22 protein-coding genes are annotated in these 19,725 nt (G+C 61.2%); 17 read left to right on the top strand and 5 right to left on the bottom strand.

Features of this window, described 5'->3' with window-relative positions; translation table 11 throughout:
* The first annotated feature begins 49 nt into the window (after window positions 1-49).
* The 12 genes from QM600_RS03350 to QM600_RS03295 all read left to right on the top strand — a co-directional run bounded on the left by QM600_RS03350 (window position 50) and on the right by QM600_RS03295 (window position 12,095).
* Window positions 50-688: a cell division protein FtsQ/DivIB gene (locus QM600_RS03350; RefSeq protein WP_502942857.1), complete on the top strand. Its 639-nt coding sequence runs from the start codon at window positions 50-52 to the stop codon at window positions 686-688.
* A 218-nt stretch (window positions 689-906) separates the two neighbouring features.
* Entirely contained in the window at window positions 907-2,094 is a 1,188-nt protein-coding gene (gene ftsZ, locus QM600_RS03345) for a cell division protein FtsZ (RefSeq protein ID WP_283260066.1), read from the top strand.
* A 141-nt stretch (window positions 2,095-2,235) separates the two neighbouring features.
* Window positions 2,236-3,048, top strand: coding sequence for a peptidoglycan editing factor PgeF (gene pgeF, locus QM600_RS03340; RefSeq protein WP_283260090.1), 813 nt, complete (start codon window positions 2,236-2,238; stop codon window positions 3,046-3,048).
* Between the two features lie 10 nt (window positions 3,049-3,058).
* Window positions 3,059-3,811 carry a YggS family pyridoxal phosphate-dependent enzyme gene (locus QM600_RS03335; protein ID WP_283260065.1) on the top strand — a complete coding sequence of 251 codons (753 nt, stop codon included), beginning with the start codon at window positions 3,059-3,061 and terminating at the stop codon, window positions 3,809-3,811.
* Window positions 3,812-3,896: 85 nt separating this feature from the next.
* The gene (locus tag QM600_RS03330; protein ID WP_283260064.1) at window positions 3,897-4,547 is read left to right on the top strand and encodes a cell division protein SepF; all 651 of its coding nucleotides are present in this window, start codon (window positions 3,897-3,899) and stop codon (window positions 4,545-4,547) included.
* A 189-nt stretch (window positions 4,548-4,736) separates the two neighbouring features.
* Window positions 4,737-5,024 (top strand): YggT family protein, encoded by a 288-nt coding sequence (locus QM600_RS03325; protein WP_283260063.1) that lies wholly within the window; start codon window positions 4,737-4,739, stop codon window positions 5,022-5,024.
* 116 nt (window positions 5,025-5,140) lie between these two features.
* Window positions 5,141-5,965, top strand: a complete 825-nt coding sequence (gene wag31 / locus QM600_RS03320; RefSeq protein ID WP_283260062.1) for a DivIVA-like cell division protein Wag31 — start codon at window positions 5,141-5,143, stop codon at window positions 5,963-5,965.
* 47 nt (window positions 5,966-6,012) lie between these two features.
* The gene (locus tag QM600_RS03315) at window positions 6,013-6,294 is read left to right on the top strand and encodes a hypothetical protein (RefSeq protein WP_283260061.1); all 282 of its coding nucleotides are present in this window, start codon (window positions 6,013-6,015) and stop codon (window positions 6,292-6,294) included.
* A gap of 252 nt (window positions 6,295-6,546) precedes the next feature.
* Window positions 6,547-9,711 (top strand): isoleucine--tRNA ligase, encoded by a 3,165-nt coding sequence (ileS, locus tag QM600_RS03310; RefSeq protein ID WP_283260060.1) that lies wholly within the window; start codon window positions 6,547-6,549, stop codon window positions 9,709-9,711.
* A gap of 84 nt (window positions 9,712-9,795) precedes the next feature.
* Window positions 9,796-10,152: a TfoX/Sxy family protein gene (locus QM600_RS03305; RefSeq protein ID WP_283260059.1), complete on the top strand. Its 357-nt coding sequence runs from the start codon at window positions 9,796-9,798 to the stop codon at window positions 10,150-10,152.
* Window positions 10,139-11,491, top strand: coding sequence for a DNA polymerase IV (locus QM600_RS03300; protein ID WP_283260058.1), 1,353 nt, complete (start codon window positions 10,139-10,141; stop codon window positions 11,489-11,491). The genes QM600_RS03305 and QM600_RS03300 overlap by 14 nt, the downstream gene beginning before the upstream one ends.
* A gap of 112 nt (window positions 11,492-11,603) precedes the next feature.
* Window positions 11,604-12,095 carry a WKL family lipoprotein gene (locus QM600_RS03295; RefSeq protein ID WP_502942854.1) on the top strand — a complete coding sequence of 164 codons (492 nt, stop codon included), beginning with the start codon at window positions 11,604-11,606 and terminating at the stop codon, window positions 12,093-12,095.
* 72 nt (window positions 12,096-12,167) lie between these two features.
* Here QM600_RS03295 and gad read toward each other — a convergent pair whose 3' ends face one another.
* From gad to QM600_RS03280, 3 genes are all read right to left on the bottom strand, one after another.
* Window positions 12,168-13,559 (bottom strand): glutamate decarboxylase, encoded by a 1,392-nt coding sequence (gad, locus tag QM600_RS03290; RefSeq protein WP_283260056.1) that lies wholly within the window; start codon window positions 13,557-13,559, stop codon window positions 12,168-12,170.
* Between the two features lie 78 nt (window positions 13,560-13,637).
* Window positions 13,638-14,006, bottom strand: coding sequence for a hypothetical protein (locus QM600_RS03285; protein ID WP_283260055.1), 369 nt, complete (start codon window positions 14,004-14,006; stop codon window positions 13,638-13,640).
* A 164-nt stretch (window positions 14,007-14,170) separates the two neighbouring features.
* A complete protein-coding gene (locus QM600_RS03280) occupies window positions 14,171-14,557 on the bottom strand; it encodes a DUF2889 domain-containing protein (RefSeq protein WP_283260054.1) in 387 nt (128 codons plus the stop codon).
* A gap of 98 nt (window positions 14,558-14,655) precedes the next feature.
* On the opposite strand from QM600_RS03280, the gene QM600_RS03275 reads away from it, so the two are divergent.
* Window positions 14,656-15,300, top strand: coding sequence for an FMN-dependent NADH-azoreductase (locus QM600_RS03275; protein WP_283260053.1), 645 nt, complete (start codon window positions 14,656-14,658; stop codon window positions 15,298-15,300).
* A 38-nt stretch (window positions 15,301-15,338) separates the two neighbouring features.
* Window positions 15,339-15,635, top strand: coding sequence for a putative quinol monooxygenase (locus tag QM600_RS03270; RefSeq protein ID WP_283260052.1), 297 nt, complete (start codon window positions 15,339-15,341; stop codon window positions 15,633-15,635).
* Window positions 15,636-15,678: 43 nt separating this feature from the next.
* Here QM600_RS03270 and QM600_RS03265 read toward each other — a convergent pair whose 3' ends face one another.
* Window positions 15,679-16,446 carry a sensor domain-containing protein gene (locus tag QM600_RS03265; RefSeq protein WP_283260051.1) on the bottom strand — a complete coding sequence of 256 codons (768 nt, stop codon included), beginning with the start codon at window positions 16,444-16,446 and terminating at the stop codon, window positions 15,679-15,681.
* Window positions 16,434-17,375, bottom strand: a complete 942-nt coding sequence (locus QM600_RS03260) for a hypothetical protein (protein WP_283260050.1) — start codon at window positions 17,373-17,375, stop codon at window positions 16,434-16,436. Before QM600_RS03260 ends, QM600_RS03265 begins: the two co-directional genes overlap by 13 nt.
* A 90-nt stretch (window positions 17,376-17,465) precedes the next feature.
* On the opposite strand from QM600_RS03260, the gene lspA reads away from it, so the two are divergent.
* Genes lspA through QM600_RS03245 form a run of 3 tightly spaced genes read left to right on the top strand, consistent with a single transcriptional unit; the run spans window position 17,466 to window position 19,686 of the window.
* Window positions 17,466-18,122, top strand: coding sequence for a signal peptidase II (gene lspA, locus QM600_RS03255; protein ID WP_283260049.1), 657 nt, complete (start codon window positions 17,466-17,468; stop codon window positions 18,120-18,122).
* On the top strand, window positions 18,119-19,045 hold the full coding sequence (locus QM600_RS03250) for an RluA family pseudouridine synthase (protein WP_283260048.1): 927 nt from the start codon (window positions 18,119-18,121) through the stop codon (window positions 19,043-19,045). The genes lspA and QM600_RS03250 overlap by 4 nt, the downstream gene beginning before the upstream one ends.
* Window positions 19,042-19,686, top strand: a complete 645-nt coding sequence (locus QM600_RS03245) for a hypothetical protein (RefSeq protein ID WP_283260047.1) — start codon at window positions 19,042-19,044, stop codon at window positions 19,684-19,686. Before QM600_RS03250 ends, QM600_RS03245 begins: the two co-directional genes overlap by 4 nt.
* Window positions 19,687-19,725 lie beyond the last annotated feature (39 nt).

The raw sequence follows: 19,725 nt of genomic DNA, 5'->3' as shown, positions 1-19,725 counted from the left end.
GGCACCGGAGCCCACACCGAAGGCGCCGTGGTTCAAGCGACCCGCGATCATGCTGCCGTTTGCGACGGTGGTCGTCGTCGGGCTTTTCCTGACGGCGTGGTTGTCGCCGGTGCTTTCGGTACGTGGCACCGAGGTCCGGGGAGCGACGACGGTCGATGAGGCGCACATTCTGGAATTGCTGGCGATTCCGGCCGGCCAGCCGCTGATGCGGGTAGACACAGGCTTGGCTGCGGCTCGGGTTGCGGCTATACCCAAGGTGGCGTCGGCGCGGGTGCAGCGAATGTATCCGTCGACGATTCGTGTGACGGTGACCGAACGTGTGCCGGTTGTGTTCATCGATTCTCCGGAAGGCGCGCATCTTCTGGACGAAACGGGCGTCGATTTCGAGATCGGTGTTCCACCGCCAGGTGTGCCGCGATTGGTGACGGCAACACCGGGGTGGAACGATCCGTCGACGCTGGCTGCGTTGAACGTCCTCGCCGCCTTGCCACCGGAACTACGTTTCCAGGTGGGAGAGGTTGCTGCGCGGTCGATTTCGGATGTGTCGTTGACTCTGGTGGACGGCCGAGTGGTCAACTGGGGAGGCGTCGAGAAGTCTGATCGTAAGGCCGCCGTGACGCTTCCGCTGCTGACTCAGCCGGGTCAGACCTACGACGTATCGAGTCCTGATCTTCCGACGGTGCGCTAGCTTGCGTCGAATAGAGTGTATTTACGTCAAATACTTCCGTCTGTCTCGGCGCGCCTAATGGCGGATCGCGATGCCGATGCATAGCGTTTGGTTTCAGATCGAGTACTTGACATAACTCTAACCCTGTGGTTGAGGTTGAGTGTTGAGATTCCAGCGTTACCCAGCTTCATCCAGCAATAGACAAACAATGCGTAATACGACACAGAAGGCGAGAGCCGATGACGCCCCCGCATAACTACCTCGCCGTAATCAAGGTCGTCGGCATCGGCGGCGGCGGCGTGAACGCAGTCAACCGCATGATCGAACAGGGACTCAAGGGAGTCGAGTTCATCGCGGTCAACACGGACGCGCAAGCCCTCCTGATGAGTGACGCCGACGTCAAACTCGACGTCGGTCGCGAACTGACCCGCGGTCTCGGCGCCGGTGCGGATCCTGAGGTCGGCCGCAAGGCTGCCGAGGATCACAAGGACGAGATCGAAGAGGTCATCAAGGGCGCCGACATGGTGTTCGTGACCGCTGGTGAAGGCGGTGGAACCGGAACCGGTGGCGCACCTGTCGTCGCGAGCATCGCCCGGAAGCTGGGCGCACTGACGGTCGGCGTCGTGACGCGGCCGTTCTCCTTCGAAGGCAAGCGACGTGGCGGCCAGGCCGACACGGGAATTCAGCAATTGCGCGAGTCGTGCGACACGCTCATCGTCATCCCCAACGATCGCCTGCTCCAACTCGGCGACGCGGCTGTCAGTCTGATGGATGCGTTCCGTAGTGCCGACGAGGTTCTCCTCAACGGCGTTCAGGGCATCACCGATCTGATCACCACGCCCGGATTGATCAACGTGGACTTCGCGGACGTGAAGGGCGTTATGTCCGGTGCGGGTAGCGCACTCATGGGTATCGGCTCATCCCGCGGCGAAGGCCGTGCGATCAAAGCCGCTGAGTCCGCTATCAACTCGCCGCTTCTCGAAGCATCGATGGAAGGTGCCCGCGGCGTTCTGCTGTCGATCGCCGGCGGCAGCGATCTGGGTCTGTTCGAGATCAACGAAGCGGCTACGCTCGTGCAGGAAGCCGCACATATCGACGCCAACATCATCTTCGGAACAGTCATCGACGATTCACTCGGCGACGAAGTTCGTGTGACGGTCATCGCTGCTGGTTTCGACGGCGGTGCGCCTGCGCGTCGTCCTGTCGAGTCGGGTGCGCCCGGCCGTGGATCCATAGGCGCCGGCCGTGCGGGTGAGGTCGGACGTTCGCCCGTTGCGGTGGAATCCCCTGTGGAGCAGCAGGTTCCGGTCGCGCGTGAGCCCATCGGCGGCGGCTCGCTGCCGCCGCTCGACGGACCGCGTCACGCACCACAGCCGGAAGACGACGGCGACGACGACGTCGACGTTCCCGTCTTCATGCGTCGCTGACAACAGCGCCGCGCACAGTCTCGAGATCAGGGTATCCAGTTTTCTGGGTACCCTGTTCTTGACTGATCCTTTCTTTATCCAGGAACTGCACCCGGATCATGTCCCATGTAGCAGTGAACATTCGACGTTTGTGAGCACAAAATCTTGAGTACCGAGAAGTCGACCGCCAATTTTCGAGTCCGCCGCGTCGTGACGAGTCGAGCAGGCGGTGTTTCACAGGCGCCGTACGACTCGTTCAACCTCGGTGACCACGTTGGTGACAACGCCGACGCCGTCGAGTCCAATCGTCGTCGCCTCGCGCAGGAAATCGGCGTCGAGCCGAATCATCTTGTCTGGATGGAACAAATCCATTCGCGTAACGTCACCGTCGTGACGGAGCCGACGGATGAGGTCATTGCGGTGACCGATGCTCTGGTCACCACCGTCCCCGGGCTGGCTCTCGCGACGCTCAGTGCCGACTGTGTTCCGGTTCTGCTGTCCGACGAACAAGCCGGAGTGATCGCCGCGATTCATGCCGGTCGCATCGGCGCCCGCATCGGAATCGTGCCGCGTGTGCTGGCCGAGATGGTTCGCCAGGGCGCCGACGTCTCCCGGATCGGAGCCTTCCTCGGACCTGCCGCCAGCGGCCGCCAGTACGAGGTTCCCGCAGCGATGCGCGCTGATGTGGAAAAGCATTTGCCGGGCAGTGCAACTCGCACGGCAAAGGGAACTCCCGGACTCGACCTCCGGGCCGGAATCCGTAAGCAACTCCTCGATGCCGGTGTTACGGGCGTCGCCGAGGATCCGCGCTGCACCATCGAGGACAAGGCACTGTTCAGTCACCGTCGTGAGTCACTCACCGGACGTCAGGCCGCAGTGATCTGGATGGATCCGATCGCACCGGCCGAATCCCCGGTCGAATCCGCACCAGCCGAGTCCGCACCAGCCGAATCCGCAGCTGCGGAAACCGACTAGGTCATTCGGTATGAACGACGACGCCGATTCTTCGCGAGTAGCCGACATCGCGTCGGCGCTCGACTCGGTGCGGGCCAGACTGGCGGCGGCGTGTGTCGCTGCCGGTCGGCCTACCGCCGACGTGAAGCTCCTGCCGGTAACAAAGTACTTTCCGGCATCTGATGCGCGGATTCTCTACGACTTGGGTTGCCGCGAGTTCGGTGAGTCCCGAGAGCAGGAAGCGATCATGAAGGTCGCGGAATTCGACGCTGTGACGCGTACTGATTCCGCTGAGCCTGTTCGCTGGCACATGATCGGCCAGTTGCAACGGAACAAGGCGCGATCCGTCGCCAAGTGGGCCTACGCAATTCACTCTGTCGACAGCTCACGACTGGCCGATGCCCTCGATCGCGGCGCGCTTGGCGCGCTCGACGACGGTGATCGCACCTCGCCGCTGCGTGTGTTGATCCAAGTCAGCCTCGACGGAGACCCCTCGCGTGGCGGTGTCACTCTCGAAGAATTGGCACCTCTCGCAGACAAGCTCGAGACAGCAGAGGGTCTGGATTTTGCCGGCTTGATGGGCGTTCCGCCGCTGGGTACCGATCCCGAAGAACAGTTCTCGATCCTGCACGACGCGCATCGGGCGCTCCTCGGGTCACACCCGCAGGCAATCGAATTGTCGGCCGGTATGACCGGCGATCTGGAGGCCGCAGTTCGCCACGGATCGACATGCGTGCGTGTCGGAACCGCATTGCTCGGCTCACGACCAGTAACCTCGAAATGATCGCTCAGGTGATCGCCCAACCCGTCCACACCGCTGCGACCGGTCGCAGTCGGATTGATTCCGCCGCGCCAAGGAAGGTCGATCAATGAGCAACCTGCACAAGTTCAAGGCTTACTTCGGCATGGTTCCCCTCGACGACTACGAGGACGAGTACGTGGAGGAGCCCGACCAGGCTCGTCGCGCACCTCGTCGTAGTCACGATGGTTACGCCGAACGCGATGACCGTGAGTTTGCCGAGCCGGCATTCTCGAAGGCCGGTTACGCACCCAGTCGTCGTGAAGAGGAAGAAGCCGATTTCGATCGTTACGATTCGCGTCCGCGGATCGATGCAGTCGGAAGCCGCGCACCACGTCCCTCGATGGCACCGCGCCCGGCGAGCCGCGGAAACCTTGCAGTCGACGCTCGTGCCGAGCGCCCCGAGGTTCGCCGTGCTCCCGTCATCGACGACGGCGGTCCGCTGGCGAAGATCACCACGCTGCGCCCGCAGAGCTACGCTGAGGCACGGACTATCGGTGAGCGATTCCGCGACGGAACACCCGTCATCATGGATTTGGTCGACATGAGCAATGCCGATGCAAAGCGACTGGTCGATTTTGCCGCCGGTCTGGCTTTTGCCCTGCGCGGTTCGTTCGACAAGGTCGCCACCAAAGTGTTTCTTCTCTCACCGGCTGACATTGATGTGTCGGCCGAGGAGCGTCGTCGCATCGCGGAGACGGGCTTCTACAGCCAAAAATGATTCTCTCGATTGCGGATAGCTCCCTGAACAGCCGAAACGCTGCGTTTGTTGGTTGGTTGAAGCCGGTGCCGACGACCTCGGTCGTCGGCGTGCCCGCTCGTGATTCAGCCGGTTCGCGGAGCTCCGGTTTTGCTGCCGATGCAGGATGTCTGTTTTGGACACCACGCAGAAGTCAGGCAGAGTGAGAGTGTGAACGGGCTCCTCGAAGTGATCTATCTAGTGCTGGTTATCTTCTGGCTTTTGTTGATCGGCAGAGTGATAGTCGAGTTCGTTCGTTCGTTCGCCAGAGACTGGCGACCGTCGGGACTGGTCGCAGTCATTCTCGAAACAGTTTTCACTATCACCGATCCGCCGGTGAAACTCCTTCGTAAGTTGATCCCTCCGATCAACCTGGGTGGGGTTCGCCTGGATCTATCCATCATGGTCTTGCTTTTCATCGTCATCATCCTGATGTCGGTTGTCAGCTCGGCGCGGTAGTAGAGCGGGTGTGCCAGAATGGAACGCATAGCTCGTGTGGTGGTTCGCCGCTACGTACACCGTGTTGCAACTGAATGCTTGCTAGACCGCCTAATGACGCGTGAAGGGATCCTTCCATGCCGCAACTGACTCCAGCTGACGTGCACAACGTTGCGTTCAGCAAGCCGCCTATCGGCAAGCGCGGCTACAACGAAGACGAGGTCGACGCATTTCTTGATCTCGTCGAGCAGGCGCTGTCGCAGCTCATCGAAGAAAATGCAGATCTGCATCAGCGCGTAGGTGAGCTGGATCAGGAACTTGCCGCCGCGAAGAAGGCGCCGGCTGGTGCGCAGGCCGCTCCGGTTGCTCCGCAGCCCAAACCTGAGCCGGCTCGCGTGGTCGAGGCTCCCAAGCCCGCTCCTGTCGTGGCACCGGTCCCCGTGGCCGCAGCAGCTCCGGCACCACAGAGCGCTGACACACACATGCAGGCAGCCAAGGTCCTCGGCCTGGCGCAGGAAATGGCTGATCGCCTCACCGGTGATGCCAAGGCGGAGTCCGAGCAGCTGCTCGGTAGCGCTCGTACCAACTCCGAGCAGCTCATGAGCGAAGCTCGCAGCAAGGCTGACGGCATGATCTCCGACGCTCGCAACAAGTCGGAAGCAATGCTCACCGACGCGCAGACTCGCTCCGAGACCCAGCTTCGCCAGGCTCAGGAGAAGGCTGACGCTCTCAAGGCGGACGCCGAGAAGAAGCACACCGAGATCATGGCGACCATCAACCAGCAGCGTTCGGTCCTCGAAGGCCGCATCGAGCAGCTCAAGACGTTCGAACGTGAGTACCGGGTGCGCCTCAAGTCCTACCTGGAATCGCAGCTCGAAGAGCTCGAACAGCGCGGTTCCGCAGTGCCGGTCGACGGTGGCCAGGAATCTTTCAGCCCGTCGTTCGCAAAGGGAAACAGCTGACCGAGAGATTCTCGACGGTCAGCGGCGACACCGGTAGAGGTTGACACGTGCTGGTCTCGACGATAGTTCTCGCTGCGGCAGGATTTGCATTCCTGGTCATTGCTCTGACAACCGGTTCGATTGTCTGGGCGTGGGCATGTATCGCTATTTGCATCGCAGGTGCCGTTCTCTTACTGGTCAGTGCGCTTACCAGTAAGAGAACGGTTCTGCCGTTGGATGAGCAGGATAGGTCCGCTGCCTCCGGCGCCGGGCCGATCCCGGATTCCGGGGACGTGCCCGATTCTGCGGATGCCGATGGCGGATCAGCGAATGAAAACAACGAGCATTAGACTGGTCTACACGAACACAGGCTAATCAATATTTATTTGGCTAGTCAGGATTTATCTGGCGATGAACCGGCGATCACCGGGGAGCCTTCGGAAGAACAGTGATTCAGCAGGCAATTGAGCCCGCCGGGCACTCAGTAGAACCGAACGGGTGAGCCCGTCACAGCTCAATGAGAGAGGTAACCGGAAGTCCGGACGGTGAACGTCGCCGGATTCACGTGTTGCAAGCGGGGTGGTACCGCGGTACGTACGCAGATGCGCACTTATCGTCCCCGTGCCGAGTCGGACAGGCACGAGGAGATCGCAGTGGCGAGTAACGGGTACCCCAAAGTCGATTACGGCGTCCCCGCCGATACCGGAGTCAAGTTTCCGGTTCTGGAAGAAAAGGTCCTGAAAGAGTGGGCTGACGACGACACCTTCCGGGCGTCTGTTGCCAATCGCGACGGCAACGAGGAGTTCGTTTTCTACGACGGTCCACCGTTCGCCAATGGTTTGCCACACTACGGTCACTTGCTGACGGGTTACGTCAAGGACCTCGTGCCGCGTTTCCAGACCATGCGGGGCCGCAAGGTCGAACGCCGATTCGGCTGGGACTGCCACGGACTGCCGGCTGAGCTCGAGGCCGAGAAGCAGCTCGGTATCAAGGACAAGTCCGAGATCGACGTCATGGGTCTCGCCAAGTTCAACGACTACTGCAGGTCGTCGGTGCTCAAGTACACCGATGACTGGCGTGAGTACGTCACCCGTCAGGCGCGCTGGGTCGATTTCGACAACGACTACAAGACCCTCGATATCGACTTCATGGAGTCGGTCATGTGGGCGTTCAAGGAACTTTTCGACAAGGGTCTGATCTACCAGGGCTTCCGCGTGCTGCCGTACAGCTGGTACGAGCAGACGCCGCTGTCCAACCAGGAAACCAAGCTGGACGACGCATACAAGATGCGTCAGGATCCGGCTGTCACGGTCGACATGCCGTTGGTGGCACCGGGTTCGCCTCTCGACGGCGCCAACGCAATCATCTGGACCACGACGCCGTGGACGCTTCCTTCCAACCTGGCGACGGCGGTGCATCCCGAGATCGACTACGTCCAGGTACTCGGTCTGGATGGCAAGCGATATGTGTTGGCGGAGGCTCGTGTCGGTCATTACGCGCGTGAGCTGGGGGAGGACCCCGAGGTGGTTTCGCGCCACAAGGGCAGCGAACTCGTCGGATTGTCTTACACGCCGCCGTTCGACTTCTTTGCCGGCCATCCGAATTCGCATGTCGTGTTGTCCGCCGACTACGTCACCGTGGATTCGGGAACTGGAATCGTCCACCTCGCACCAGCTTTCGGTGAAGAGGATATGGATGTCGCTACTGCCAACGGTATCGAGGTCGTTCAGCCTCTCGACGCCGGTGGAAAGTTCACGTCGATGGTGCCGACGTACGAGGGCTTGATGGTCTTCGATGCGAACCCGGTCATCATCAAGGATCTCAAGGCCGCCGGAAAGTTGTTGCGGCACGAGACGATCGAGCACTCGTACCCGCACAGTTGGCGCAGCGGTCAGCCGCTCATCTACATGGCAGTTCCGTCGTGGTTCGTTTCCGTCACCAAGTTCCGCGACCGCATGGTCGAGCTGAACCAGGACATCACGTGGGTGCCCGACCACATCCGCGACGGCCAGTTCGGTAAGTGGCTCGAAGGTGCTCGCGACTGGAACATCAGCCGAAACCGCTACTGGGGCAGTCCGATCCCGGTGTGGATGTCGGACGATCCGCAGTACCCGCGCATGGATGTGTACGGTTCGCTCGATCAGTTGGAGGCAGACTTCGGTGTGCGCCCGGCCGATCTGCACCGCCCGGTTATCGACGATCTGGTCCGTCCCAACCCGGATGACCCGACCGGCAAGTCGATGATGCGTCGGGTGCCCGAGGTTCTGGACTGCTGGTTCGAATCAGGTTCCATGCCCTTCGCTCAGGTTCACTACCCCTTCGAGAACCAGGATTGGTTCGAGACTCACTACCCCGGCGATTTCATCGTCGAGTACAACGGTCAGACCCGCGGCTGGTTCTACAACCTGCACGTGCTGGCTACCGCATTGTTCGATCGCCCCGCGTTCAAAACTGTTGTGGCACACGGCATCGTCCTCGGTGACGACGGATTGAAGATGAGCAAGTCCAAGGGCAACTACCCGGACGTCAAGGAGGTTTTCAACCGCGACGGCAGTGATGCCATGCGCTGGTTCCTGATGTCCTCGCCGATCCTGCGCGGTGGAAACCTAGTCGTCACCGAGCAGGGTATCCGCGAAGGCGTTCGCCAAGCACTGCTGCCGCTGTGGAACGCCTGGAGTTTCCTGCAGTTGTACACACCGGAATCCGGAGTGTGGCGTACGGATTCGGAGAACATCCTCGATCAGTACATCTTGGCGAAGCTTGCGAGTACTCGCGATGTCATCACCGACGCTCTCGAGGCCAACGATATCTCCGGTGCCTGCGACGAATTGCGCTTGTTCTGCGACGCCCTCACCAATTGGTATGTGCGACGCTCGCGTTCACGTTTCTGGGATGAGGATCGCGACGCGATCGACACGCTCCACACTGTTCTCGAAGTGGTGACACGTCTGGCTGCGCCGTTGCTGCCGTTGGTGTCCGAAGTGATCTGGCGCGGATTGACCGGCGAACGCTCGGTGCACTTGGCTGATTGGCCTGAGGCGTCGGAGTTGCCGGCCAACCCTGAACTGGTTTCCGCGATGGACGATGTGCGTGTGGTCTGCTCCACCGTGCTGGGCCTGCGTAAGGCGCAGAACCTGCGGGTTCGGTTGCCCCTGCCCGAGGTCACTGTCGCTGCACCCGATTCGGAGCGTCTGCGCCCGTTCCTCGGCTTGATCGCTGACGAGGTCAACGTCAAGAAGGTCGATCTGACCGATGACGTCGACGCTCACGGCCGCTTCGAGATTGCGGTCAACGCGCGCGCTGCCGGCCCACGTCTGGGTAAGTCCGTGCAGACCGTCATCAAGGCTGTGAAGGCCGGCGACTGGACCGAGACGGCCGATGGCGTTGTCGTCGCAGCCGGAATTGAACTGCTGCCGGAGGAGTACACGCAGAAACTGGTTGCAGCAGAACCTGATTCGACGGCAGCTCTTCCTGATGGGGTCGGCCTGGTTGTTCTCGATTCGGCTGTGACCGAAGAGCTCGAGGCTGAGGGTTGGGCCAAGGACCGTGTACGTGAATTGCAGGATGCACGTCGCAATGCCGGCCTCGACGTGTCGGACCGCATCAAGGTCATCCTCGAGGTGTCTGAGGATCGCAAGGAATGGGCGCAGCGCCACGGCGACATGATTGCCGGTGAGGTTCTGGCGGTCGAATTCTCCGTGGGCGAGGCAGGTAGTGACGCCGTGGACCTCGGTGATGGAGTCCGCGCCGCGATCACGAAGGCCTAAGTACAAGCCTAAGTACAAGAAGGCCTAGTTCACGCTGACTCCGGTGCCCCGAAGTATGTCGGGGTGCCGGAGTAGCGTGCTGGCATGAGCTCGAGCAAAGACACCGTCGCGTGGATTCTGGAACAGTTGGAGCCGCTCGACGTCCGTGCCCGGGCCATGTTCGGTGAGTACGGGTTGTATTGCGACGAGAAAATGGTTGCGCTGATCTGCAACAACACGTTGTTCGTCAAGCCGACCGAGATCAGTGTCGAGTTCCCATCGCTGGCAGACCGCATGCCGCCGTATCCGGGCGCAAAAGACTATTGCCGGGTGCCGCAAGAGAGCCTCGACGACGTCGATCAACTTCAGGCATTCATCCAGCGAACTGCTGACGCAATGCCGCTGCCCAAGAAGAAACCACCCAAGAAGAAATTGCCCGTTGTCGCTGATGAATCACGCTGACCCGACGCGAAGTCGAAGGTGGGTACTTCATCTCGACATGGATGCGTTCTTCGCTTCCGCCGAGCAATTGACTCGTCCGACTTTGCGGGGACGTCCGGTGATGGTGGGCGGTCTGGGTGGCCGGGGTGTGGTTGCCGGTTGTAGTTACGAGGCTCGTGCGTTCGGGGCTCGCTCCGCGATGCCGATGCATCAGGCACGTCGATTGGTGGGCGGCGGGGGAGTAGTTCTGCCGCCGCGGATGTCGCTCTATTCGGTGTTGAGTAAGCGGGCGTTCGACGCGTTGAGGCTGCGAATGCCGGTGCTGGAACAGTTGTCGGTGGACGAAGCGTTTGGTGAACCGACAGAACTGGCGGGCGCTGGTGCTGATGAGGTTCGCGCGTTCTGTGAGGACATTCGTGCTCTCGTACTGGCTGAGACGGGATTGGTTGCGTCCATCGGTGCGGGGGCCGGCAAGCAGGTGGCTAAAATTGCATCGGGTCTGGCCAAACCTGATGGTGTGGCGGTTGTTCCGCCGGGTCAGCAGCGGGATCTGCTCGATCCGTTGCCGGTACGCAAGCTGTGGGGAATCGGCCCGGTTGCGGAGGAGAAACTCAAACGGCTCGGGATCGTGACGATCGGCGGATTTGTGCGTACACCGCCGGCGGAGGTTGCATCGATCCTGGGAACAACGGTGGGGCCGGGCCTGCACCGACTGGCTCAGGGTATCGACGATCGCCCGGTCGCGGAGCGTGCTGATTCCAAGCAGATCAGCGCGGAATCGACGTTCGCGACCGACATCGTGACGTTGGCGCAGTTGCGTGTTGCGGTCGAAAACAGTGGTGGCTCTGCCTATTCCAGGCTCGAGAAGGACGGCCGCGCTGCTCGGACGGTGGTACTCAAGCTCAGGAAATCCGATATGAGTGTCCTGACCCGATCAGTGACCCTGCCCTATGCGACCCTCGACCGCGCGATCCTGATTGCGACTGCTCAGAAGCAGGTGATCGATCCGTTGGAACTGGGACCGATCCGGCTGGTCGGGGTAGGTTTTGCCGGGCTGTCGACCGTCCGTCAAGGGTCGTTGTTTCCGGAACTCGACCAGGATGTGCCCGGGTATCTGGTCGAAACAGTGTCGGACGAAGCCGACGACGCTCCGGTGCCGGCGCGGGTTCCGGAGAGATACTGGCACCCCGGTCTGGATGTGAGCCATCCGGAATTCGGGCACGGTTGGGTGCAGGGTGCTGGACACGGTGTGGTGACGGTTCGGTTCGAAACGCGTTCCACCGGAACAGGAATCGCCAAGACTTTTTCCGACGACGACGCGTATCTCCAAGTCGCGGATGCTCTCGGCAGCCTACTCTGAGGAGATCCTTAGACTTTCCACACTTACCGTTGGGTAATGTGATGAAAGACCGCGAGTGCCCACGTTCATGGTGTGCTCGTATGTGAACACCGGAATGGATAGGACTGAGAAGTTGAAGCTTCGTAACATGACCGTCGCAGCCGTCGCGATTGCAGCGGCCCTGACGATGACTGCCTGCAGTTCCAGCGAGACTGAGACCCCGAAGACGACTACCAAGACCCCGACGGCCACTGTCGAACCAACCTCCGTAGCGCTGCCGTCGGCTGCCGATTTCAATGCGCTTCTGGTCAAGGGCCTCGACGAGAGTGTTCCCGTCGCGGAGCGCGCCAACCTCGTTGAGGGCGCCGAGGCTGATCCCGAGCTGATGAACCAGGTTGCCGCAGCTGCCAAGGCCGCCAACGCTACGGTCGAGATCCTTGACCCGGTCATCGACACGGGTAGCGATACGGCTTCAGCTTCCCTGAACATCATCGTCAACGGACAGCCGCTCGGTCAGGGCGCTCAAGCGTCCTTCGTGTACTCCGATGGCGTGTGGAAGCTTTCGAAGACCACCGCGTGTGCGATTCTTCCGGTCGCGAACCTGACGTCGCCTGCGTGTGCTTGATTTTCAACTCTGAATAAAACTGCCGTCGGTCCCCGAAAGGGGAGCCGACGGCAGTTTTGTCTGTTCAGCAGGTCAGTGGTGGAAGCCTTCGGTGACGCGCGGCCGGGGCATCGGAGTGGCGAGTTCGTCGAGGAACGCGGTTTCTTCCTCGATAATGCGCAACAGGCTTGCTGCCAAGTCCATGCTCAGGCCGTTCCGCACGACGATGCGCTGCACGGTCATCTCGGTGAGGTCATCGGGCATCGGATATGCCGGAACCAACCAGCCCTTCGCGCGCAGTCGATCAGACAGGTCGTACAGGGTCCAGTTTTCCGTGTGCCCGGGCTTGAGACGCCAGGCGAAGACCGGAATATCACTACCGTCGTTCCAGAGTTCGAAGGCGTCGAGTTTCCCGATGCCCTCCGCCAGGAACTTTGCGACGTTCTGCGACGACTGTTGGATCGAGCGGTAGCCCTCGCGGCCGAGCCGAAGGAACAAGTAGAACTGCAGGATCACCTGAGCACCGGGGCGGGAGAAGTTGAGCGCGAAGGTCGGCATGCTGCCGCCGAGGTAGCTCACCTTGAACACGAGGTCCTCGGGGAGCAGATCCACCGAACGCCACACGACCCAGCCCAGGCCCGGATACACCAATCCGTACTTGTGCGCCGACGTATTGATGGAGTGCACTCGCGGAAGCCGGAAGTCCCATTCGATTTCCGGTTGCAGGAACGGCGCGATCATGGCGCCCGAAGCCCCGTCGACGTGGATGGGAATGTCGAGTCCGGTCTTCTTCTGGATGGCGTCGAGTGCGTTGGAAATCTCGAGGACGGGTTCGTACATTCCTGTATAGGTGACGCCGAGGATAGCGACAACCCCGATTGTGTTCTCGTCGACGTACTTGTCCAGGTCATGCCCGTCGAGGGTGCGGTGCTCTTCGCTGATCGGGACGTATCGCGCTTCGACGTCCCAGTAATTGCAGAACTTCTCCCAGCACACCTGCACTGCCGAACTCATGACCATGTTCGGTCGATCCGTCGGCTTACCGGCGGCTCGCCGCGCGTGCTGCCAACGTCGTTTGAGGGCGAGTCCGCCCAGCATGCAGGCCTCGGACGAACCGATGGTCGATGTTCCGATCGCGTCCTTCGGGGACGGTGCGTGCCACAGATCTGAGAGGATTCGCCAGCAATACGTTTCGATTGCGGCGGTCTGCGGATACTCGTCCTTGTCGATCATGTTCTTGTCGAAGGATTCGGCGTAAAGGCGGGTGGCGTGATCGTCCATCCACGTGCCCACAAATGTGGCGAGATTCAGGCGGGCATTGCCGTCCAGCATCGTTTCGTCGTGGACGATCTGATATGCCGTTTCGGGAAGCATTCCGTCAGGTTCGAGGGCGTACTTCGAGGCAACCGAATCTTCGCCAGGCCTGGAAAAGATCGGATTCACGGAAACGTAGTCGGTATGTTCGGCTCTTCTCGGTTCTGGCATGAACTCTGCTCCTCACATCGGTGTGGCGCTATCGTCTTTTCCCAGCACTACTTACCGTTCATGGTGACAGGGGAGTTGTCAAAGGGTCTGCGGTTTGGCTTCTTTCGAGTAACAGGACGCCAGCAGGTAGAAGAGGACGGAAATTACTACAAGAACGCCCGCGATGCGCGAGAGGACGCCGGGCTCAATGATCACGAGTGCGACGCCGCCAATTCCGAGGGTGATCGCGTAGAGCAGCGTGAGTGTTTGCCACAGGGAAGAATCGGGCCGGATTGCGGAAGGCTTGCCGCGCTGCTCGTTCCACCAACTCAATGCCACTGGAACGACTACCGCGACATAGACGATCGTCGTCAGTTCGCCGTTCACGATGCCGGTGATTGCGAGGAAAATGGCGGATAGAACGAAGACGCCGATCGCAGCATTTCGAAGCAGGCGTCGGAAGTTCATAGAACCATCATGCCGTGCCATCTACTGAAATGGGCACTTCCGGATCGGGTGATGTTCTGGTTCCAGACGAGGTCAGGGTGTGGGGCGATCATAGACATCGATCATCGACAATGTTGATCGTAAATAGGCCTCGCTTGCTGCTATCCCTTACCCGGTCGCGCGTATCAACGCCGGAACTTCGGGGAGGGCACGCACGGCGTCATTGAGATGAGTGCAGCCTTCTGTTCCCGGAACTGTTCGAGAATAACGGTTCTGAGCGCAGACCGGGGAGTGCCGATAATGCGCCCGACATTCAGTGACGCGAGTGGGCATTCTTCGTAGGGAAGTACCCGAGGATCCGCGTCGATGGTGAGCAGCGTGCCGGTTTCGACATCGGCAGTGGCAGTGACGTGGTACTCGTGGACGGCGACACGTCCGCCGCCGCGGGTGGTTGAACTGTCCTGAAACATCGAGTCGATCTCGATCGTCTCGCCGACTCTGATATCGATACGGCCCGTCGGTTTGGCGCCAACCGTCTCGTAACAGATCACGCCCGGGGACCTGCTGAGCATGCTTGAGGTCGACAGGATCGAGCAAGGGGTGACCCTCCCGGATAGCAGTGCCCCGAGCAAGGTATGAATGCTGTATGGGGAGCGTCGAAGGAGTACGGATGCCACAGTTGCTGCACATCGATTCGTCCGCGGAGTTGGAAACCTCGGTTTCCCGAACTTTGACGGCGCTGTTCGCCCAGACCTGGCGCGAGCAGGGTGCAGGCAACATTGTTGTCGAACGGGATCTGCACCGGAATCAGCTGCCGCACCTCCCGGACGCCGAGTTGCACTACGCGAAGCGACTTCGCAAGGTGGGCAGTGCCCCTGACTCCCCTGCAGAAGCATTGCAAACGGAGTTGATTGCCGAGGTCGAGGCTTCGGATGTTGTTGTCATCGGCGCTCCGATGTACAACTGGTCGTTGCCTTCGACGCTGAAAGCGTGGATCGATTACATCCATGTCCTGGGTACGACGGTTCCCTTCGACGAACCGAATCGGCCCTTCGCCGGTAAACCTGTTGTCATCGTGTCGAGTCGAGGCAACACGTACGCGCCGGGGAGTCACAATGTCGGTCTTGATTTTACGGTTCCTCCCCTGCGAGAGGTTCTGGGAACCTCTCTGGGAATGAAGGTTTCGGTTGTCACTGCAGAATTGACGTTGGCCGGGCGTATTCCGCCGATGGCACCACTGGCGGACCGCGCTTCCGCTAGCCTCGAACATGCCGAGAATGCGGTGCGCGAGTTGGCAATTGCGCTCGGTTCCTGATCGGTTCGTTTCATCCCTACTGCACCAAGGAGTTTTCTGTGACGATTTCTGCGATTCTGGATCTGCGGCTGAAGAAGGAGAGTCTCGATACCGCTCGTGAGGTGGTCGGGAGAATCTTGACTGAAACTCGTGCCTTCGACGGTTGCGAAGGCGTCGACGTATTGATCGACGACGATGACGAGGGCCACTGGTTGTGTGTCGAGAAATGGGTGTCGGCCGAGGCTGACGCGGCCTACCGCGCGTGGCGTGCGGGCCCGGGCGCGATCAAGGACCTGGGCCCACTTCTTGCGGGTGCGCCGGGACTCACTAAATACACGGTTGATTCCGCAATCTGATCCCCGCGATTTTTGATTAGCGGGGCCGTCGAGTATCGGGTGGTTACGGGGTCGGAACGTTGAGTCGCTGCGCTGCCGTAACCGCCATGGACCCCAGCACATCCGGGGCGATGGGTGTCGGAGCCGTTGCCGAAAGCTGTGTCAGAGTTGTGCCGACCGCAGCGACGACAACATCGGCAACAAGTGTGAATCCTTCACTGGTAGTGATGATTCGGTACGAGAAGGATGCGTCGCCGACGCTCGGCTGGTGTCTTGCGCCGACCCGATAGGACACCGTCGTGCCGTCGGCGTCGGTACCTGAATACTCCGCGCAGCTGGCCAGGGTTTCCTGCATCGTGCGGAAAGCTGTTGCGGCAGCGGCACCGTCGGCAAAGGAGGCACTGTCCTGATCGATGCTCGTGAAATCCGGTCCGGTGAACATCTTCGTGATCGAAGCAGTCGATCCGGGGATCTGGGTGGCGATCGGTGCGAGCACGGCCGCACACGCGGCGGGGTCGGTAGTGGACTTGTCGGAGTCCGACGTCGACGGTGCCGGAGCGAGGCCCAAGTCTTCGACGGGGTCGGCCGCGATGTCGAAATCGGCCGGAAGATCAATCAAAGTGAGCGCCGTGCGCTGCAACGTCTCCTTGTCCAGGGGAGTGCCACCGAGATTGGTCGCCTCGATCGGTGTAATCGGAACGAGCGATACCTCCGGTGCAGGTGACGCAGTTGTGGCACTGTCACCGGAAGCGCCCGAGCTACACCCACTGACGACGAGGACAGCTGTAACAGCGAGTCCGAGTGCGATACGACGCGCCATTACTGCGTCCACCGAATGTTGTTCGTGATGCTCTGTTTGATGACGGACGATCCGTCCGGGTCGCTGTACGCCTGGTCGCCGCCGATCGACATGTCCCCGCTGACGGGAAGGGGCAGTGTCATGTCGACAGTGGCAGTCCCGGAACCAGTCATCACGTACTGATCGATGTTGAGTATCCCGGCGTTGCCGGCCAGATTCCAGACACTGCTCTGCGGAGTCTGAGACACCTCGACGGAGAGAGTGAGTCGGTCGCCGTCGCGGGCGGTCAACGTAACGGTGGTGGTCTGATCCAGCAGGATCTCACTGCTGACCTCCTGCTTGACGGTCCATCGCGCCCCGACTCCGACGGGAGCGTCGGGTAGTGCAACGGTGCGATAGACAGCCTGACCGAAAGCCTGCTCGATAGCGGCGCGGGCGGCATTCGCGGAATCGCCGGCCGGACGTAGCCGCAGTGCCGTGATGGATCCGGACTCCGTGATGCTCAATCCGGCTCCCGAACCATCGGCGCCACCGAGCGCTGCTTGCAGTGTCGCGTCAGGAGTGCTCATGTCCGACAGGGTGAGGTCGACCACCGTCGTGGGGCTTTGTGCCGACGCAGCCGTCGTGACAACTGCGCTCAGGGGAATCGTGATTTCGGGTGACGAGAAGTCTTTGACCGGTTGCTGATCGATCTGCTGACTAACTACGGCAGAGGTGATCAGTGTCGCAGTCTGAGTTGTTCCGACCGGCGCACTCATTCGAAGGCTTTGGCGTGGTTCGCTGCCGGCGTCGAGTACCTCGACGGTGGAGGCGGTTACCGGAACGGTGAACTCGCTGGGCGTTGCCGAGGAGGTGTTGGGAGGTTGCTCCGAGCCACTACATGCGGTGAGCAGAGCGGCGAGAGTGAGGGCGGCTGCGAACGCATACGGAACGCGCCTGCCGGACGTAGACAACTGTGGCACGCGCTCCAGGTTAACCGGTTCCCCGAAGTGCTCGGTCGGGGTCGGGGAGTGAGTGCAGGCCGAGCCGCGAACATAGGGGATGATGGTGGCGTGAGTACAGACCACCCAGAACGAGATGTCAACGCGGAGGATCAGTCGGTTACCGATTTATCGAAGCCCGATTCGCCTGAGGCCGATTCGCCGAAGCGGCCGTTGCGGTTGGTGATGCTGATCGTGATTGCGGCAGTCATCCTGGTCGCGGACATCCTGACCAAGGTGTGGGCTGTTGCAGCGATCACGCCCGGTCAGCCGATCGAAATCATCGGTGACGTTGTCACTTTCACGTTGGTCCGAAACCCGGGCGCAGCGTTCTCGATGGCGACGTCCATGACGTGGATCCTCACACTGGTGGCGATCGGTGTGGTGATCGGCGTGATCAAGATCGGCCGCACACTCCGCTCACCGTGGTGGGCTCTGGGCCTCGGTCTCGTACTCGGCGGCGCTCTCGGCAATTTGATGGACCGGTTGTTCCGCGCACCGGGGTTCATGCAGGGACACGTGGTCGATTTCATGTCCATCGGCTGGTGGCCGGTGTTCAACATCGCTGATTCCGCGATCGTGTGCGGCGCGATTCTCCTGGTCGTCTTGACCCTGTTCGGGTTCGAGCCCAACGGTGAGCGACTCCACAGTGGCAAGTCCGGCAGCGACAAGTCCGGCAGCGACAAGTCCGGCGACAGCAAGTCTGAATCCCAAGGGGAGAACAAATGAGGGAATCTCGGTCGATGCCAGTGCCGGACGGACTTGATGCCATGCGCGTCGACGCCGGCTTGGCTCGTCTACTCGGACTCTCCCGCACCGTTGCGGCCACCCTCGCAGAGGAGGGTTCGGTTCTGCTCGACGGCGTTGCCGTCGGCAAGTCCGATCGGTTGACCGCGGGTTCGTGGCTCGAGGTCACATTGCCGGAGCCGCCGCGTCCGCTGACCGTCGAGGCGACGCCGGTCGAGGGCATGGAGATCCTGTACTCGGACGACGACGTTGTTGCCGTGAACAAGCCCGTCGGAGTCGCAGCGCACGCCAGCGTCGGATGGACGGGGCCGACGGTGATCGGCGGACTTGCTGCAGCGGGCTACAGGATCTCGACGTCCGGCGCACACGAGCGTCAGGGCATCGTCCACAGGCTCGACGTCGGTACGTCGGGTGTCATGGTGGTTGCCACGTCCGAGCGGGCGTACACAGTGCTCAAGCGTGCTTTCAAGGAACGGACCATCGACAAGCGCTACCACGCGCTGGTGCAGGGACATCCGGATCCGAGTAGCGGAACCATCGACGCTCCCATCGGCCGTCACCACGGAAACGACTGGCGTTTTGCTGTGCGAGCTGACGGCAAGGCGAGTGTCACGCATTACGACACCATCGAGGCGTTTCAGGCCGCGAGTCTGTTAGATGTTCATCTTGAAACCGGTAGGACACACCAGATTCGGGTCCACTTCTCCGCACTGCGACATCCATGCTGCGGCGACTTGACCTACGGGGCAGACCCGCGATTGGCCGAGCGCCTGGGTCTCGAGCGCCAGTGGCTGCATGCGGTGTCGCTCGGTTTCGCTCACCCGGCCGACGGCCGGTGGGTCGAGATCAAGAGCGAGTACCCGAAGGATCTTGCGGACGCGCTCGAGGTCCTTCGATCGACGTGACGCTGCGCGGAATCGGTTCCGTGTCGGCCGGCGTGGCAGTTGTTGCGCTGGTGGTCGGCGCGGGACTGATGAATCCGGTGCCGACGGCGCCGATCGGAACGGATTCGCTCGGCCCTGACGGCGGGGAACTGGTTGTCGACTATCTCGATCGGGCAAAGGCGACACTGTCGACGGTGGACGGGCCAACCTGGGCGTTGGCATCTTTCGCGGCGCCGATGACTGCCGACGAGGTTATTGCTGCGACGCCCGGAATCAGGGTGTCGGAAGTGCTGTGGCGGGTGCCGATCGACCGCGTCCAGACGCCGTTGGTCTCGATTGCCGTACCGGACAACGACGTGGCGATCAGGCAGTCGCCGGGTGCTGCGGCGACTCGGCTTGCCTCGATGTCCGGGGTGGACGAGCGGCAGAAGCTGATTGCCACTGCGTCAGTTCGATCTCTCTCCCAGGACTGCGCCTGCGCGGTCGGTGTGGTTGTTCGCGGCGATGTCGGCGACCTGGCAATGCTGGCAGCAAATCCTGTGGTGCGGGCGCTCGAGGCGATGTCTGTCGACGGAACGCCGTGGCGCGCCGCAGTTCGGCCGTTGTTGCCCGAGTACGTGGACGTGGTTGTTCCCGGCCCTGACGACGGTCCGATTCCGTGAGACCGGTCTCGTAACTCTCGTCACTACTACCTCGGATAC

Source organism: Rhodococcus sp. IEGM 1379, assembly GCF_030056815.1.
Classification (GTDB): domain Bacteria; phylum Actinomycetota; class Actinomycetes; order Mycobacteriales; family Mycobacteriaceae; genus Rhodococcus_F.
The sequence above is the reverse complement of the archived record's forward strand: the minus strand, read 5'-3'. Positions and strand labels throughout refer to the sequence as shown.

Bases quoted from the DNA above. Each gene is read 5' to 3' on its own strand.
- QM600_RS03350 (WP_502942857.1), top strand. From the start codon at position 50: ATGCTGCCGTTTGCGACGGTGGTCGTCGTCGGGCTTTTCCTGACGGCG.
- ftsZ (WP_283260066.1), top strand. From the start codon at position 907: ATGACGCCCCCGCATAACTACCTCGCCGTAATCAAGGTCGTCGGCATC.
- QM600_RS03335 (WP_283260065.1), top strand. From the start codon at position 3,059: ATGAACGACGACGCCGATTCTTCGCGAGTAGCCGACATCGCGTCGGCG.
- QM600_RS03330 (WP_283260064.1), top strand. From the start codon at position 3,897: ATGAGCAACCTGCACAAGTTCAAGGCTTACTTCGGCATGGTTCCCCTC.
- wag31 (WP_283260062.1), top strand. From the start codon at position 5,141: ATGCCGCAACTGACTCCAGCTGACGTGCACAACGTTGCGTTCAGCAAG.
- ileS (WP_283260060.1), top strand. From the start codon at position 6,547: ATGCGCACTTATCGTCCCCGTGCCGAGTCGGACAGGCACGAGGAGATC.
- QM600_RS03305 (WP_283260059.1), top strand. From the start codon at position 9,796: ATGAGCTCGAGCAAAGACACCGTCGCGTGGATTCTGGAACAGTTGGAG.
- QM600_RS03300 (WP_283260058.1), top strand. From the start codon at position 10,139: ATGAATCACGCTGACCCGACGCGAAGTCGAAGGTGGGTACTTCATCTC.
- gad (WP_283260056.1), bottom strand. From the start codon at position 13,559: ATGCCAGAACCGAGAAGAGCCGAACATACCGACTACGTTTCCGTGAAT.
- QM600_RS03285 (WP_283260055.1), bottom strand. From the start codon at position 14,006: ATGAACTTCCGACGCCTGCTTCGAAATGCTGCGATCGGCGTCTTCGTT.
- QM600_RS03280 (WP_283260054.1), bottom strand. From the start codon at position 14,557: ATGCTCAGCAGGTCCCCGGGCGTGATCTGTTACGAGACGGTTGGCGCC.
- QM600_RS03275 (WP_283260053.1), top strand. From the start codon at position 14,656: ATGCCACAGTTGCTGCACATCGATTCGTCCGCGGAGTTGGAAACCTCG.
- QM600_RS03250 (WP_283260048.1), top strand. From the start codon at position 18,119: ATGAGGGAATCTCGGTCGATGCCAGTGCCGGACGGACTTGATGCCATG.